The 17028-nt window shown below is 40.5% G+C and carries 14 protein-coding genes and 1 pseudogene; 1 reads left to right on the forward strand and 14 read right to left on the reverse strand.

The genetic code is table 11. The annotated features are described in order from the left end of the window. The 6 genes and pseudogenes from K364_RS27075 to K364_RS0108230 all read right to left on the reverse strand — a co-directional run. Positions 1–203: hypothetical protein (locus K364_RS27075; RefSeq protein ID WP_035268406.1), on the reverse strand; the 203-nt coding region annotated here is incomplete at its 3' end. 150 nt (positions 204–353) lie between these two features. Then, a pseudogene (locus K364_RS27560) lies at positions 354–563 on the reverse strand (MBL fold metallo-hydrolase RNA specificity domain-containing protein); the annotation flags it as partial. A gap of 247 nt (positions 564–810) precedes the next feature. After that, on the reverse strand, positions 811–1899 hold the full coding sequence (locus K364_RS0108215) for an ABC transporter ATP-binding protein (protein ID WP_028307638.1): 1089 nt from the start codon (positions 1897–1899) through the stop codon (positions 811–813). 31 nt (positions 1900–1930) lie between these two features. Next, complete coding sequence (locus K364_RS23265; RefSeq protein WP_051533882.1) at positions 1931–3592, reverse strand: ABC transporter permease subunit; 1662 nt, start codon at positions 3590–3592, stop codon at positions 1931–1933. A gap of 27 nt (positions 3593–3619) precedes the next feature. Next, positions 3620–5044, reverse strand: a complete 1425-nt coding sequence (locus K364_RS23270; protein ID WP_207640838.1) for an extracellular solute-binding protein — start codon at positions 5042–5044, stop codon at positions 3620–3622. A gap of 346 nt (positions 5045–5390) precedes the next feature. Continuing rightward, complete coding sequence (locus K364_RS0108230; protein WP_028307639.1) at positions 5391–7856, reverse strand: DNA internalization-related competence protein ComEC/Rec2; 2466 nt, start codon at positions 7854–7856, stop codon at positions 5391–5393. Positions 7857–8089: 233 nt separating this feature from the next. Between K364_RS0108230 and K364_RS0108235 the strand changes: the two genes are divergently transcribed. Then, entirely contained in the window at positions 8090–9004 is a 915-nt protein-coding gene (locus K364_RS0108235) for an AEC family transporter (protein ID WP_028307640.1), read from the forward strand. Between the two features lie 189 nt (positions 9005–9193). On the opposite strand, the gene K364_RS25510 is transcribed toward K364_RS0108235, so the two are convergent. From K364_RS25510 to yhbY, 8 genes are all read right to left on the reverse strand, one after another. Next, positions 9194–11545, reverse strand: coding sequence for an MASE3 domain-containing protein (locus K364_RS25510; RefSeq protein ID WP_051533883.1), 2352 nt, complete (start codon positions 11543–11545; stop codon positions 9194–9196). A gap of 33 nt (positions 11546–11578) precedes the next feature. Beyond that, positions 11579–12157: a helix-hairpin-helix domain-containing protein gene (locus K364_RS26625; protein WP_028307641.1), complete on the reverse strand. Its 579-nt coding sequence runs from the start codon at positions 12155–12157 to the stop codon at positions 11579–11581. Positions 12158–12329: 172 nt separating this feature from the next. Next, on the reverse strand, positions 12330–14804 hold the full coding sequence (leuS, locus tag K364_RS0108250; RefSeq protein WP_028307642.1) for a leucine--tRNA ligase: 2475 nt from the start codon (positions 14802–14804) through the stop codon (positions 12330–12332). Positions 14805–14908: 104 nt separating this feature from the next. Next, on the reverse strand, positions 14909–15265 hold the full coding sequence (rsfS, locus tag K364_RS0108255) for a ribosome silencing factor (RefSeq protein ID WP_028307643.1): 357 nt from the start codon (positions 15263–15265) through the stop codon (positions 14909–14911). A gap of 6 nt (positions 15266–15271) precedes the next feature. Continuing rightward, positions 15272–15841 carry a bis(5'-nucleosyl)-tetraphosphatase (symmetrical) YqeK gene (gene yqeK / locus K364_RS0108260; RefSeq protein ID WP_028307644.1) on the reverse strand — a complete coding sequence of 190 codons (570 nt, stop codon included), beginning with the start codon at positions 15839–15841 and terminating at the stop codon, positions 15272–15274. Beyond that, on the reverse strand, positions 15819–16478 hold the full coding sequence (nadD, locus tag K364_RS0108265) for a nicotinate-nucleotide adenylyltransferase (RefSeq protein WP_277995559.1): 660 nt from the start codon (positions 16476–16478) through the stop codon (positions 15819–15821). Before nadD ends, yqeK begins: the two co-directional genes overlap by 23 nt. A gap of 10 nt (positions 16479–16488) precedes the next feature. Beyond that, positions 16489–16659: a hypothetical protein gene (locus K364_RS26630; protein ID WP_156946425.1), complete on the reverse strand. Its 171-nt coding sequence runs from the start codon at positions 16657–16659 to the stop codon at positions 16489–16491. Positions 16660–16731: 72 nt separating this feature from the next. Next, positions 16732–17025 carry a ribosome assembly RNA-binding protein YhbY gene (gene yhbY / locus K364_RS0108275; RefSeq protein ID WP_028307646.1) on the reverse strand — a complete coding sequence of 98 codons (294 nt, stop codon included), beginning with the start codon at positions 17023–17025 and terminating at the stop codon, positions 16732–16734. Positions 17026–17028 lie beyond the last annotated feature (3 nt).

Here is a 17028-nt window from a genome sequence, read left to right on the forward strand (position 1 = left end):
TTTAACAAATCAAGGAGCAAGCTGTTTATTTCTTTCGGTACAGCCTGTGGAAAGTAAAAATAAAGTATAACTTCACCGGTTTCAGTATTCATCCCCACTTTATTCAGATTATAGTTTTTCAGGGCATTGATAAAAATTTCTCTAGTCTGATTTTGTTCCAAACACAAAAACCTAGGTTTTACCAGGCATGTCAGCTGTTTCATGAATCAAGCACCTTATTACGTAAATCCTGAACAGAGGGTTCTTCCTGAGCAAATAATAACTTTACCTAGTTGTTTTTGGTAATCTCTGACGGATTTTCAGATAAGGTTCCGCAGACACCAATAATGTCTTCCGCCTTTATATATACATGCTCAGCCTGCCCTCTTGTATTGGCCAAATGCTAATTCCACCACTTCTCCGTTATTTGGCAGGGAAACTGCCAAGCGGTTTTTAAGAGCTGCTGCTAAAGCTTCCCTGGCTTCTGCCTGGCCATGGGTTAGCATTGTTCTCCTGGGCTTAATTGCTGTTAAAAATCCAAATATCTCCTGCTGTTCAGCGTGGACGGAAAGATTAACCTGTTTTAATTGGTGCTTTAAAACCTAAATTTGGTTCTTATTACCTATGCTATTTAATAACTGTATCCACTCTATTAATACTCTGCCCTTTGAGTAAACTGTTATAGCCCCATGGAGATCATTTCTGTAAACAGGAACTCCTTCCTTTACAAAAAATAACTCCAGGACATCCTCGCCGGGATGTCCTGGAGTTATTTGCTCCTACCTGGATTACAACGATTTCTCTGTGTATAATTAAGCATCGGTATACAGGTTAGCTGGCATAATTAGTATTCCTAGGAAAAACAACCACGTGGGCAGTATCTACGCTAATACGTACCTTGGTGCCAGGAGGAATAACCTTAGTTGAAGGTTTGAGGGAATGAATGATTATCCCATTGGAGAGGTGTAATTTGTATATAATAGACCCCCCCAGAAAACGGGACTCAATAATAGTGGCATTTCCGTCTGAATCCAAAATAAAATCAACGTCGTCTGGCCGGATCATTAGGTCAACCTCGCCTGCAACTATTCTCTTATCTATTATCTTATCACAGCTTGTTGGAAACATACAAATCCCCGAGTGGATAACTCCTTTATCCACTACTCCTGCAATAAAATCGGCCTTGCCAACAAAATCAGCCACAAACCTGCTGCTAGGCAAGTGGTATATCTCTGCCGGGGTGCCAATTTGCTCCAGCTTGCCTTGATTAAGCACCCCGACCCGGTCTGACAAAGAGAATGCTTCTTCCTGGTCGTGGGTGACTAGGATCGCTGTAGTGCCATTTTCTTTAAGTATGCGTTTGGTTTCCGTACGCAGCTCTTCCCGTAGATCGGCATCCAGGTTGGAAAAAGGCTCATCAAGTAAAATCACCTTAGGTGAAGGTGCCAAAGATCTGGCCAAAGCCACCCGCTGACATTGTCCGCCTGACAATTCATGGGGATAGCGCTCCTCCAGTCCAACTAAACCTACCACCTCTAAAATGTGGATAACTCGCTTCCGAATCTCTTCCCGGGAAAATCCATTTAAACCGAAAGCGATGTTTTGGTAAACAGTCATATGAGGGAACAAAGCATAGTCTTGAAAAACAATGCCAATTCCGCGTTTTTCAGGTGCAACCCACACCTTCTCGTTAGCTACAACCTTCTGATTGATAATGACCATCCCCCAATTAGGCCGCTCTAGTCCGGCAATGAGCCTTAAGGTAGTGGTTTTGCCACATCCCGATGGCCCGAGCAGGGAAAAAAACTCTCCTTCCTGAATAGCAAAGCTTAAATCGCAGACAGCTTTAACCTCCCCAAAAAATCGCGACACGTTGGTCAGCTCCACCATGGCTGTTTTTGTTTCATAAGTCTCTGACATTTATGACTTTACCTCCCTTTAATAAATGAAATTATTTCTTGGCGGCAGCCCGCGTTAAAAAAATAATGGGGATAATCCCTGAAAGTACAATGGTAACAGCAGGAATGGCAGATCCGGACCACATAGACTCGGCAGCCATCTGCCAGACCCAGATAGCAAGAGTATCATAGCCGAAAGGTCGCAAAATCATAGTAATTGGCAGTTCCTTCATTACATCAACAAAGACTAAAGCAGCCCCGGCAAAAATTCCCGGTGCCACTAAAGGCAGTTGAATCCGCCATAATATACGCCAATTGCTGGCTCGCAGCATCCGAGCAGACATGGTGATGTTAGGGGTGATTTTTTCCAACCCTGCATCAACACTGTTATAAGCCACAGCCATAAAGCGGACCACGTATCCGTAAATCAGACCAGTCAGAGAACCAGTAAAGATCAGTCCCGTTGATACACCCCTCCATTTAGCCAGAAAATCACCAACCATATGATCAAAAGAGGCTACGGTTACCAGAATTCCCACGGCAACTACTGCCCCTGGAATAGCGTAGCCAATTGTGGCTACCCGGCCCAGCATCCGGGCTGCTGTCCCGCCGTTCATCCGTACACCACTGGCTAGAATTAACGCGGTAATAACTGCAAACACAGCTGCCAGGCCAGACAGCAACAAACTGTTGGCAATAAGTCCTAGATAAATTTCAGCTGCTCCAGCAGGCATCGTTTTAAATTCAGCAACAGCCCAGTATACCAGTTGGAACATGGGTATGCCAAAAGCTACCCCTACAACCAGTAAACTGAATGTGGTAGCGGCCCATTTATGCCACCCAAGCAATTCAGTGGCAGGGACTCCGGGTGTTTTGCCACCAGTCTGGTAATAACGGGATCGGCCTCTTAAAGTTAGTTCAAACAAGATAACGACCAGAGCGAAGAAAGCCAGCAGACCGGCCAGCTCGGTGGCAGCTCTTAGATCCATCAAACCGTACCAGATACGGATAACTCCTTCGGAAAGGGTGGGAAAATTGAAAAAGCGAACCGTTGCAAAATCAGCTAGTGCTTCCATTAACGCCAGCGCCAGTCCCCCAGCAATGGCAGGCCTAGCCAAAGGAAGGGCAATTCGGGCAAAGACAGCAAAGGAGCCATAGCCCATTACCCGGGCAGCCTCAAAAGCGGTGGATGACAAACCTTGGAACCCGGCTTTAGCCAGCATGTAAACATATGGATAGAGAGCCAAAGTCATTACCAAAATGGCTCCCCAACCGGAGCGAATCTCTGGAAACCAGTTTACCGGACCCATCAACTGGCGCAAAAATGTCTGCACCGGGCCGGCAAAATCAAAAGTTATCATATAGACAAATCCCATGATATAAGTGGGGACAGCCAAGGGCAGGACAAAGAGCCACTCAAAAATTGACCGCCCAGGGAACCGGTAGGCCACCACCAACCATGCCAAACCTGCACCTAACAAAAATGTGCCTATCCCAACTCCTATCAAAAGAACAACCGTATTGCGCAGCATTTCCGGCAGCAGAGTATTCCAAAGGTGGCGCCAAATTTCCCAAGTAGGTGACAGCAAAGATGAGGCCACTACTGCTACCGGTAAAATTATCAGGGCTGCAATTAAAAAGGGAAGGGCAGGGAGACTAGGTCCCCCTCGCCCAAAAATTTTAGCTTTATTTAATGACGTTGTAATTTTTAACATGGTGAAAAATAACCTCGTTTTAGAATTTTACTTGAAACCAGCTCGATCGATGAGCTTTACAGCATCGGCCTGAAGGCGCCCGAATTCGCTCTTAGCAACAGGATTTTCTCTAAACTTCCCGAAACCGGCGATAATACTATGAGGGGCAACAGCCGGATTTGCTGGAAACTCATGGTTTGAATCAGCAAACAATCTTTGGCCGCGAGGACTGCTTAACCACTCCAATAAGATAATGGCATTTTCCCTATTGGCAGCGTGGGCAGTAATACCAGCGCCGCTGATATTGGCATGGACACCTGCTTCATTGGGACCCTGGTCAGCCCAGATCACTTTAATTGGAAAAGCAGGATTGTTTTGCAGTAAACGGCCCAGGTAATAATGGTTGGTTATAGCTACATCGCCACCTCCGGCAGCAAGAGTTTCAAGAATGCGGGTATCGCTGTCAATTAACTGGGGTTTATTGGCCATCCAGCCATTTACAATTCGTTCCGCCCTGGCTTCACCGTAAGAAGCGATTAAATTAGCCACCAGAGACTGATTATACACATGGGTGCCAGGACGTAAAATCAGTCGTCCGTTCCATTTTGGATCAGCTAAATCTGCATAAGTACGGAGGGTGGCCAGTTCTGCCGGAGTTACCCTGGCTGGATGATACATAATGGTCCTTACCCTCTTAGTCAGGCCAAAATAGCGGTTTTGGGAATCCCGCAGTTCGGCAGGGATATTTCGATTGAGTACAGCGCTGGAAATTGGCTGCAGCAGGCCATCCTGGGCAGCCAGCCACAAGTTGCCAGCATCTACTGTCATATAGACATCAGCTGGGGTATTTTTGCCTTCAGCCTTAATTCTTTCTCTTAGAAGAGCATCGCCACCGGTAGTGAATCGCACAGTAATCCCAGTTTCTTTGGTGAATTCGGCAAAAACCGGTTCAACGCCATAATGGCGGCTGGTATAGATGTTGACTACTCCACCGGTTTTCTTGACGGCTGCAACAGGCTTTTCCCTGAGTGTAGCTGTTCTGGTAGCATTATTCCACAAAACCAATTGGTCAAGGTTCTCAGCGACAAAACGCAAAGGTACCAATAGCTGGTTATTATGTATAACAGGAGCTGCTGGCATATTTACCCGGGTGCCATTAAGGGTGGCATTTCTACTGCCTGCAGTAATGGTTATTTGGGTATCTCCTTTGGTAATGGTTAGTCTACGGGCCAAACTTTCATACTGTGATTGTCCACCAAGGTTTTCCACCAGGGCTTGATAAGGAACCAAAAGAGTATTGCTGACTATTCTGCCAGATACATTTAAAGACTTGCCTTGGTCACTGAAAACAATGTTAACGTTGGCAAATGTTTGACCATAGGCTACAGGTACAACTCCAAGAAACAATCCTAAAACAAAAATTATAGCTGTGACTTTACTAAAAAACTTGCGATTTTTAATACCAAATTTCAAAGTTATCCCGCCTTTCTAAATTTGAGGTAATCTGAGATAAGATAGTTTAATAAAACCATCTTAAATTAAACATAATACTTGTTTTTTCCTGGGTGCCTCCTTCCTCTACCAAATAGTTAATGGTTGTAATTTTTAATTATTGACTTAATTTTATTAAAAATGAAAATCATTGTCAATTACTTTTTAAGGATGAGCGGAAGATTTTTTTAACAAACTTAGATTATTTTCATAAAATAAAATTTGCAGGAATTCCAACAATGATAGAAATTAGCATAATGGAAATGCAGAGATGCAATTTTTTAGATATTCATAAGATGTTAATTAGATTTGGTTCTTACTGCCTATCCTATTTGATCATAGTATTTACTTTATTAATCCTCTGTCCCTTTGAGTAAACTGTTATAGCTCCATGGAAATCATTTCTGTAAACAGGTACACCTTCATCTGCAAAATACTCCAGAACATTCTTGCCGGGGTGTCCAAAGGAATTATTTGCTCCTACCTGGATTACAACGATTTCAGGGTTTACTTTTTTTAGATAATCTATATTAAAAGAGTATGAGCTGCCATGATGAGGAAATTTCAAGACATTAGCTTGTGTAGTGTATGGCAGCATGTGATTGATGGCCTCCATTTCAATGTCGCCAGTCAGTAAAAATGATATATGGTCGTAGATTAGTTCTGCAACAATAGAGTTGTTGTTTGCTCCTAGAGAGACTGGATAATCTGATGTTGGATGCAGTATATTTAAGTGGATGTTGGTTTCTAAAGCTATGCTTTGGCCTTCTCTAGCATAGGCATAGCTTAGGCCTCTTTCCTCAATGATCTCCATTAGGTATTCATAGTCCTCATCAAACCCCTTTGGGATAAGTGTTAAGTCAACAGGATACTGTCTTAAAACTGGATACAGGCCTGCAAGGTGATCTGTGTGTGGATGGGTATTGATAATTACATCCACTTTCTTTATGCCAAGATGTTTTAAAAAGGGTATGACCACCAGGTCTCCATAGTTATGGGTACCTCTAACTCCTCCCCCATCTATTAATGCTACCCTTCCATTAGGAGTTTTTATAAATATGCAGTCACCCTGTCCCACGTCTAAAAAAACTACTTCCAGGTATGATGGTGCAAATACTTGCAAGCTTAATAATACAAGTAAACATACCAGGACAAGGGCTATTATAGGTTTGTATTTTTTAAGGATAAAAAACCTTAAATGAGGATTGTAACGATGATAATAGGCTGCAAAAGCCAGGATAAAAGCAAGATAGTACAGGAACATGCTTGGGAGCTTGGGAGTTGCAACGGTAATACCCTCTCCTATTATTGGAAGCTTTGAAAACAGCTGCAAGAAGTGATTTGCATAAAATATTATTCCCCCAACTGAGGTTATTAGAAACTGGGAAAGCTGCACTGATATAAAGTCTAGGATAAAAGCGATAAAACCAAGAATCACAACACCTCCTGCCATTAAACCTGCAGGTAAGGCCATAACAATTCCCAGGGGTGAAAACACGTTGAAATAATAGGCAGTTAGGGGTAGGGTTCCCAACCATGCTGCAAGGGGTACGGCTATAAGATCACTGCCAAGATACTTATTTGCTTTTAAAATAGGAGTTAGAAAGATAATAAAGGCTGTTGCTGTAAAGGTAAATTGAAAGCCTGCATCAAAAATAAGTAAAGGGTTTAGCAGAAGTAAAACCAGGGCTGCCAGAAAAAGAGAGTTTGCTGTCTGTACATTATTCCAATTGTTCCTTCCCCAGAGATAAATCCCCAGCATGATGCTTGCACGCATTACTGGAGATGAAAAACCAGTGGCGGCACAATAAATCAGCAAGCATAATATTATAAAAATATTTATAACATTATTGGTATTAAAAAGAGATGTTAGTAATGCTCCTATACCAGCAGCTATACCTTTGCTGTTTGCAGATGGCGGCTGTGCTGTTACTGATGAAGAAGAGGGTTTTCTAAAAACTGAAGTTATACTAAGCAGCAGGAACATTACAAATCCAACATGCAGGCCAGATACTGCGAAGATGTGCATCACACCCAGTCCTTGATATACATGCCTATTTTCCGGTGTAAGCCCACTTTTTTCCCCTAGAATTATTGCTCGAAAAATACCCCCTTCATGGTCCTTTAAAGTATATGATAATCTGGAAAGTCTCTCTTTCATATCTAGACCAACCCTTAGCAAAGGATTGCCAGTCCTTTCCCCTACTTTCGTAACCTGGGGTTCCTGGACATTAATTATGGTAAATATATTTCTTCTCTCCAAATACTTTTGATAATCAAAGCCTCCTGGGTTTCTTTGGGAAGAAGGTTCTCTCAAAACTCCCCTGGCTTTTATTACTGTTCCATAAGAATAAGTAAAGGTAGGATTGTAAATGGAAAGCTGTATCCTTTCCTGTTTTTTACCAGAAACCCTGTCACCCCCAATATTAACCAGTGGGTTCTCCAGCCAATATACTGTTCTGTTAGGATAAACAGTATATCTTGAAACCATCCCTTCAACTTCAACAATGCTGCCAGTGTGTTCTATAAAGGGCGAATCATAAGTTGTTTTATGCATTGTAAGTAGAAAGCCTGGTATGAAAAAGGTTATTAAAACCAGCCCAAAGATTTTTCTCTTATTGAAGTTAGCAATAGCATAAATAAAGAAAGCAATTAGGATAAAAAGGAATAAAGGCACAACAGATGATAAGGACCCATGTGGGGAAACATGGGAAATAAAAGAGGAAATGCCAGCACTGATAGCAATGCCAAGAATATAAAAGATTAACATTCCAAGTACTATTTTAAAAGCCATAAGTAACCCCAGTAATGCTTTTATTTATCAATTTTATTAATTCGACACAACTCAATATTTTTCCTTTTATTCCCTAAATTTTCAACAGCTTAACATTTTTGAGATTTTGTTAAAAGAAAAAAGGAAAAAACACTAATATGTCAAATATTATTGAAATGTGCGCTTCATGTGCGCTCCAAACTTATTTGCCTAACAATTTATAGAATTAATATTTGACTGGGGGATTACTTAAAATGGATTTATCTTTTTCTGTTAACTTAATGGGCAATCTTGGGATTATGTTTGCCATGATAATTCTAGGATACATTGCTAAACCAAAAAGGGAGAGCTTAGAAGATATTGCAAAGCTGGTGGTAGACTATGGAATACCTGCTTTAATTTTTTCAGCTTTTGTTTTAGAGTTTAATAGTGATATGCTTCTGTCAATGTCAACAGTTTTGCTATTTGCAGTAGGGTCAGCTCTTGTGGGTTACGGCGTAAGCTTCCTGGTTATTAAGGCAGGAAAAATTGACAAGGAAATGAAGCCCGAGTTTTTGCTTGCATCAGTTTATGGCAATACAGGGTTTATTGGAATTCCTGTGTGCCTTGCTGTTTTTGGAAGAGAAGGTGCCCTTCTTGCTGCTGTATTTGATTTTGGCATGACCTTTGTAGTTTTCAGTCTGGGCCTGTTTGTACTGTTAGGCAGCAAGCGCGGCAGCATACATGAAGCCTTTAGGAACTTGATAAATCCCCCAATTATTGCATTTATTGTGGGTCTAATTTTTGCCTCGACAAATATACCCATACCATCTTTAGTAATGACGGGTATTAATATGTTAGGAGCAATGGCACCCCCCCTGGCAATGCTATTTGTAGGTGGAATGCTTTCTCAAGTGGGAAAGATGCAGTACCAGGTCAAGGCCATGACCAGCCTTGTGCTAACCCGGTTAATCTTAATTCCCCTGGTAATGGTTGTATTTATCAAGCTTTTCGGTGTTGCAGGTGTGGTGGCAGGAGTAATACTGTTGGAGACAGCTACTCCCACCATGGTAGCAGCGCCCCTTTTGTATCAGCGCTATATAGGCAATGCTGTATTTTCCACCTCGGCAGTATTTATAACAACCATGCTTTGTATTGTCACCATTCCATTGATAATGCTTTTGATCTAATGGACACTATGCTGCAGTCAACCACCATCTAGATTAAAAAACTTATTTTTCTGCCCTGAAAATATAAATTTTCATGTAAAAAAGGTTTCAAAGACCAGGCTGGTTGCCTAGAGAAACCTTTACTTTATGCATGTAGACTTATCTAACCATTATAGATAACCATTATAGAATTGAAATATTGCTAAAAATTTAGCCAGAAGAACCGTCCCCCTGGTTGCTAGCTGGAACGGACAGGGTTACATTAAAAGAAAAGGTGCTTCCTACTCCTAACTCGCTAGTATAGGTTATACTGCCACCCATCATTTCCACCAGTTTTTTTGATATGGCTAGACCCAATCCAGTACCTCCAAATCTTCTAGTGGAGGAACCATCAACCTGACTGAAGCTTTTGAAGAGGAGATGCTTCTTTTCCTCTGGAATCCCTATTCCTGTATCTGAAATATCAAATTTTAAACTAATACTGCTTTCCACAAGCTCCTCCACGCTGACCTTTATATATACCCTGCCTGCATCTGTAAATTTTATGGCGTTATCAATAAGATTATTTAATACTTGCTGCAGCCTTATTGGGTCACCTGTCACCATGACAGGTATCCTGGGGTCTACATAGCAATCCAGCTTTAAGCTTTTTTCCCTTGCCCTGGCGGAAAAAGTCTCAATTACCTGCCTGGTTAATCCTTTAACATCAAAATCTACACTTTCCAAATCAAGCTTGCCGGCTTCAATCTTGGAGAAATCCAAGATATCATTGACTATCCTCAAGAGAGCAACAGAGGCTTTTTTAACTATTGTAAGGCGTTCTCTTTGGTTAGGTTCTAATTCACCATCCAGGACCAAATCTGTCATGCCCATGATAGCATTCATGGGAGTACGAATCTCATGACTCATATTGGCTAGAAACTCACTTTTTGCACGGTTGGCAGTTTCAGCTGCTTCCTTGGCTTTTTTTAGTTCATTTTCAATTTCCTTTCGTTTAGTTATATCCCGAACAATACTTAATAGAATATGGTCATCCCCACAAATCATACTCTGGGAGCTGACTTCTACAGGAAAGGTAGTACCATCCTTGCGGCGGTGAACAGTTTCCATAAGAATTCCTCTTTCGGAAGCACCTTGCATTTGTGACCTTATAAAAGTATCATCGTCACAACGTAAGTCTTGGATTTTATGCTTTATAAGCTCTTCATACTCATAGCCATATGCCTCAACTGCTGCCTTATTAGCTTCTAAAATTTCCCCATTAGAGGCAATGAACAAAATAATGTCTCTAGCATTATTAGATAAGAGCTGATATCTTTTTAAAAGTTCTTCAGAATGTTTATGTTCTGTAATGTCTTCCTTAACTGCAACAAAATGAGTAATTTCTCCTTGAGAATTTGAGATAGATGATATAGAGGCATGTTCCCAGTAAAGCTCTCCGTCTTTTTTCTTATTAAGGAATTCACCCCTCCATTCCCTGCCAGCGGTTATTGTCTCCCATAGTTCCTGATAGTCCTCTTTTTTTGATCTGCCGGACTTAAGTATTCTTGGGTTTTCTCCAAGAACCTCTTCACTTTTATAACCAGTAATTTCAGTAAACTTTGAATTAACATATTCAATGCTTCCTTTAGAATCTGTGATAACAACAATGGCAGGACTGTGCTCCACAGCACTATTTAGTTTTTTGGCTAAAGCCTCTGCTTCCTTATGTTTGATAATTTCATTTGTCAATCTATCATTTGTTGCTTCTAGAGCATCCTTTGTCTGCTTCAGCTGGTAGAATAAAAGGTTATATGGGTTTTTAAGGTTAGTCTCTACTACTACTTTATAAATAAGATAAAAGGAAATAACCTTAAATACATGGCCGAAAACATTTGACAGTCCATAGACATCTACATAGAAAGTGAATGCAAGCTCAGAAATAATTGTAAAGATTAATGCAGCTATTAGCAGTGTTATAACTTTATGATGAAAACGCCCTCTATATTTATAAAGCAAATACGCTGTTAACAGCAGGATTGAGGATATAATATATTCACTATAAATTTTAAAGTCGGTTAGGCCCTCACCGGGAACAAAACATTCCGGAAATATACCCCAGTAAAACACACTTGATAAAAGGGCAACTGCCAATACAAAATGTCCCCCAACTATGACAGCTGGCCTTATGGTTTTAAAAAGCAATGCAATGGCAAGGAACAGGGATATACTTTCAACATATCTGGCTATAATCCACAGTTGGGTCGCTAGATTTGCAGTATCTCCCGGGAATACGCCCATTCCATTATATGCAAGGGTATGCAGCAAATCATAAAATCCTATAAAACCATAAGAAATTCCCAGAAACATAAAGTAGCTGTTCTGGGCAATGTTATAGGTATTTAAAGCTATTATAAAAATAGAAAAAGCCACAAGTATTGCAAACAATTCTATAATGGTATGAAATAAAATAAAGTTTAAGCTCATAAGTATAAAGGAAGTCACGGCAAGTAAAATGCTTATAAATACTATCTTTTTATAATTAATAATGTCAACCTGTTGTTTATCCTGCAAAGATTTCATATTTTAATGTCCTTTCATTAGCAGGTTGTTTAATTAGTAGGTTGTTATCAGGTTTTTAATACTTGCATACTTTTTTTCACCAATTCCTGATACCTGCTTTATCTCATCAATATTCTTAAAACCGCCGTTTTGCTCTCTATAGTCTATAATCCTTAATGCCAGGGCAGGACCTATTCCCGGCAGCTTCTCCAGCTCATTTTGTGAGGCTGTATTAATATTTATTAGTTGGCTGCTGCCAGAGTTGTTTCCTTGAACAGCTTTTTGCACATTTTGGCTGTTCTTGACAAGTGATGGAACATGGATCTTTTGTCCATCCCTTAACACTTCTGCCAGGTTCAATTTATCCAAATCCGCATCAGGAAGGGGAATGGCCTTTTTAACTGCGTCATCAACTCTTTTATCCCTGGAAAATTCATAAATACCAGGGTTTACAACCTGGCCCGAAACATGTACCACAACCTGCCCTGTGGCTGCCTCAGCTTCCATTTCAGCTTTTTCTTTAAAAACTACAGGTTCATTTGTATTGTTCATCCTTGCATAATATGCACCGGAGCTAAATATTACTGCAGCGGCTAGAATAACAAGTATTATATGTGGTTTTTGAAAATTCATCTGCTCACCTCTTTACAAAATACCTGGAATACCCTGTAAACAAAATACTACATTAATATACAAATATCCTTCTTTTTTACATAAAGAGGTGTCTTATCACAGGCAGGATGGACATGGGGCATAAATAAAAAACAGACCCAATGTTTGCTTGGATCTGCTTAAAAGGTCTGCTTTATTTCACAACTATATTAACCAGCTTTCCTTTTATATAGATAAATTTTACAAGATCCTTTCCATCCAGCTGTTTGCTTATCTTTTCATCATTAATAACTGCCTTTCTAACCTGTTCCTCACTTGTACCCACAGGAAGGGTAAGTTTGCCGCGGACCTTTCCATTAATCTGGATAACTATTGTAACCTCGTCCTGCACCAGGGCAGCAGGCTCATAACAAGGCCATTTCTGGGAATGAACACTTCCATGGTTGCCTAACACATGCCAGAGCTCTTCCGCAATGTGGGGTGCAAAGGGGGCAAGTAAAAGGGTCAGCTTGTTTAGAGATTCCTTAATTAAGGGTAAGTTTTGTTGTGTAAATGCCACATTATCCTTGTAATGATACAGGGAGTTAATCAACTCCATTATTGAGCTGATTGCTGTATTAAAGTTGAATCTCTCATTAATATCATCTGTAACCTTCTTAACGGAAACATTTAATGCATAGTATAAATCCTTGTCTGCTTTATTATCAATTATTGGAGGACCTGTTATTTCATCTAAATGATTGTGATAAGCATATACCAATCTCCAGACCCTGTTTAAGAAGCGGAAACAGCCCTCTACTCCCTGGTCACTCCATTCCAAATCCCTTTCAGGTGGTGCCGCAAAGAGGATAAACAGCCTTGCTGTGTCTGCTCCGTACCTGGAGATGATTTCCTCGGGACTGACAACATTACCCTTGGACTTGGACATTTTGCCTCCATCCTTAAGCACCATTCCCTGGGTAAGAAGATTTTGAAAAGGTTCCTCAACTGACACCAGGCCAAGATCATACATGACCTTTGTAAAAAAGCGGGCATACATTAAATGCAAGATAGCATGCTCAACACCACCTATGTATTGATCAACATTCATCCAATAGTCAACCTTTTCCCTCTCAAAGGCATATTCATCTGATTTTGGACTTGCATAGCGCAAAAAGTACCAGGATGAACAGACAAAGGTGTCCATTGTATCAGTTTCTCTTCTGGCTTCCTCACCACAAGTTGGGCAGGTGGTTTTCCAAAATGAAGGATCTTTTAGAGGTGATTCCCCTGATGGCTTAAATTCTACCTGCTCAGGCAATATTACAGGCAGCTGGTCATCAGGAACTGGAACTACACCACATTTATCACAGTAAACTATAGGTATGGCAGCACCCCAGTATCTCTGCCTGGAAATAAGCCAGTCCCTTAGCCTGTAATTAACCTGTTTTATACCATTATTGGTCTTTTCAAGATAATCACTTACCCTGGAAATACCTTCTTCAACACTCAAACCGTTAAACTCTCCTGAATTGACCATTTGCCCAGGTCCCGCATAGGCCTCTGACATGGTTTCTCCATCAAGGTTCTGGTCCCTGGGACTGATAACAACCCTGATTGGCAGGCTGTATTTTCTTGCAAAGTCGAAGTCCCTTTGATCATGGGCAGGTACTGCCATTATGGCACCTGTACCATAATCCATGAGAACATAATTTGCTATCCAGATGGGTATTTTCTCCCCATTCATGGGGTTAATGGCATAGGAACCAGTGAAAATACCCTCCTTTTCTCCTTCTTCGGAGGTTCTATCTTCTACTTTTAGCTTTGAAACTTTATTAACAAACTCCTTTACTTTCTCTTCCTTTTCTGTACCCCTTGTTAATTCCATTACAAGGGGATGCTCTGGAGCTAGAACCATATAAGTCGCTCCGAATAAGGTATCTGGCCGGGTAGTAAACACCTTCAGCTCATGACCCATTTCAGTGGTAAATTTTACTTCTGCTCCTTCACTTCTTCCGATCCAGTTTCTCTGCATGATTTTAACCTTATCGGGCCATCCAGGCAGCTTTTCTAAATCTTCCAGGAGTCTATCAGCATAGTCAGTGATTTTAAAGAACCACTGATCAAGATTTTTTTTGATGACTTGTGTCCCACAGCGCTCGCATCCCTCGTCTACAACCTGTTCATTTGCAAGTACTGTGCTGCAGCTTGGACACCAGTTTACCTGGGCATACTTTTTATAGGCCAACCCTTTATGAAAGAGCTGCAAAAATAACCACTGAGTCCATTTATAGTAGTTTGGATGGCATGTGGCAATTTCTCTCTCCCAATCATAGCTTATTCCCATTGATTTAAGCTGAGCTTTCATATTATCTATATTTTCCCAGGTCCATTTTGCAGGTGGTATACCATGTTTTATAGCTGCATTTTCAGCCGGCAATCCAAAGGCATCCCATCCCATTGGGTGAAGCACATTATATCCCTGCATGGTCTTAAAACGTGCAACAACATCACCAATTGAATAGTTTCTTACATGGCCCATATGTAAATTCCCTGATGGGTAAGGAAACATTTCCAAAACATAATATTTTTCCCTGGACTTGTCCTCATGAACTGCATATAGATTTGAATTATCCCATTTTTGCTGCCATTTAGGTTCTAAATCAGCAAAGTTGTACTTTTCTTGCATTAAATTCACCTCTTATACTGTTTAAAATAAAGAAAAAATCCCTATTACAAAGGGAAGCAGTGGTAACATTACTGGTAAAATTATAGATTACCTATATATAAAAGTCAACCAAGCTCCGACTTAACCTGCACAGCAGCGGCGTCACCCCACAAGGTTTCCAGATCATAGAAACGCCTCATGTCTTCCTGGAATATATGGACTACAACACTGCCATAATCCAATAAAATCCATGCAGCCTCTTTTAAACCTTCTCTATGCAAGATTTTCATACCGTTTTCTTTCATAACATCCTCAATATTATCTGCAATAGCCTGGGCCTGGGTTCTATTTGTAGCAGTACATATGACAAAATAGTCAGTTATGATTGTAACATCATCCATTTTTAGAATAACCACATCTCTTGCTTTTTTGTCTAGTGCAGCTTTTGCTGCTTCCCTTGCTATATTTAAAATATCCGACAAAAACTATCACTCCTGTCTATTTAAAAAATAATTTCTTGCCTCAACTGACAAGGGATGAATTATCATACCATTATCAATAAGGTATTTTAAAGTGCCGTTTAGGCAGTACAGCATGGCTTTGTCCAGGTCAACCCTTGCTGTTTCCAGCAATTCATCAGCCCCAGGAAGGTTCCTTCCAGGCTCAAGCATATCCGCAATATATAATATCTTGGCAAGATTACCCATCTGGGGAGCAGCCAGGGTATGCAGTTTAATAGCCTCCAGAATTGATTCATCTTTAATCCCAAGCTCATTTGCAGCAAGCCATGCGCCAACATGGGAATGAAGTAAAATGGGCATGTCAACATCTGTGGGATTATGATAAAGGTTATGTTCTTTGGCAAGGGATACTAATTCTGCCACTTCCATATCCCTTGCTATGTCATGTAACAAACCCGCTGTATAAGCCTTATGCCATTCTACATGGTGCTGTTCTGCCATATCCCTTGCAAGGTTGGCCACCCTCTGACTATGGGCTATTCTCTTGGAAGATAAATATTTTTTTAATATTTTTTCAAGTTTGACTGTTGGCAGCAATAAACTCTTTTCCTTCCTTATATAAATTGTTTGTAAATATGTATCGTTCCACAGATTCAGGAAGTAAATATTTTATGGGCTTGCCGCTAGCAACCCTTTGTCTAATGTCTGTAGAGGAAATTGATAATGCCGGCACCTCAAAGGTTAAGAATTTGTCCTTGGCAAGAGATGAAATCTGCTCTAGTTTATTATCAAGGACAGACAGGTCAAATCCTGGTCTTGTAGCTGCCACAAAGGTGCACATTTCTATCAGGGTTTTAATATTCTTCCAGGTTAAAATCTCTAAAACCGCATCTGCACCGGTTATAAAGTATATTTCCCATTCCTGGCCGTATTTCTCCTTGATCTGGGAAACTGTATCAATAGCATAAGAGTAGCCCTGTCTATCGATCTCAATTCGGCTTACCTCAAAAAATATATTAGTGGTGACAGCTAAAACAGTCATTAAATATCTGTGACGAGCTTCAGTTATTTTTTGCCCTATTTTATGGGGCGGATACCCTGATGGAACAAATACAACCTTGTCAAAATTAAATTGGGCCCTGGCAGTCTCTGCTGTAACCAGGTGTCCATAATGCACCGGATCAAAGGTCCCTCCCATAATGCCAAGCCGTTTGATTTTTTTTGCTGCCAGCAACATCGCCCCCTTAGAATGCCTCTAATTGTTCCACAGGTACAAACCTAAACTCATATTCTGTATATTCATTGTTTTTAAGAATAGCTAATTTTTTGCCCTTTCTGTTTCTAGTAAATGCAAAGATTTGGAAGGTTAGACTCCTTCCACAGCCCTTTACATGGACCCATTCACCTATTTGCATAATCATCACCTCTTATATTCAGCATATAAATTATGATGCAAAAGGTTCCTGGAATTTTTTGCTTCAGAAGTTTTACTTCGGAAGCTCTATAATGTCTTTTTTAGTAGATTTTCGGTAAAGAAGAAAGTTCCTGCCAACAATTTGAACTAATTGAGACTGAACCTGCTCTGCTATTTGTGGTGCAATTTCCTTTGGCCCATCTTCACTATTTGTCAAAACCCTAACCTTAATTAATTCCCTGGCTTCTAAAGCCTCATCTATCTGTGTTATGACATTTGCATTAACTCCACCCTTTCCTATCTGAACTATAGGATCTAATTCAGTGCCAAGGGCCCTTAAAAATCTCTTTTGTTTTCCTGTTAACATAAA

The sequence above is a fragment of the Desulfitibacter alkalitolerans DSM 16504 genome, from assembly GCF_000620305.1.
GTDB lineage: Bacteria > Bacillota > DSM-16504 > Desulfitibacterales > Desulfitibacteraceae > Desulfitibacter > Desulfitibacter alkalitolerans.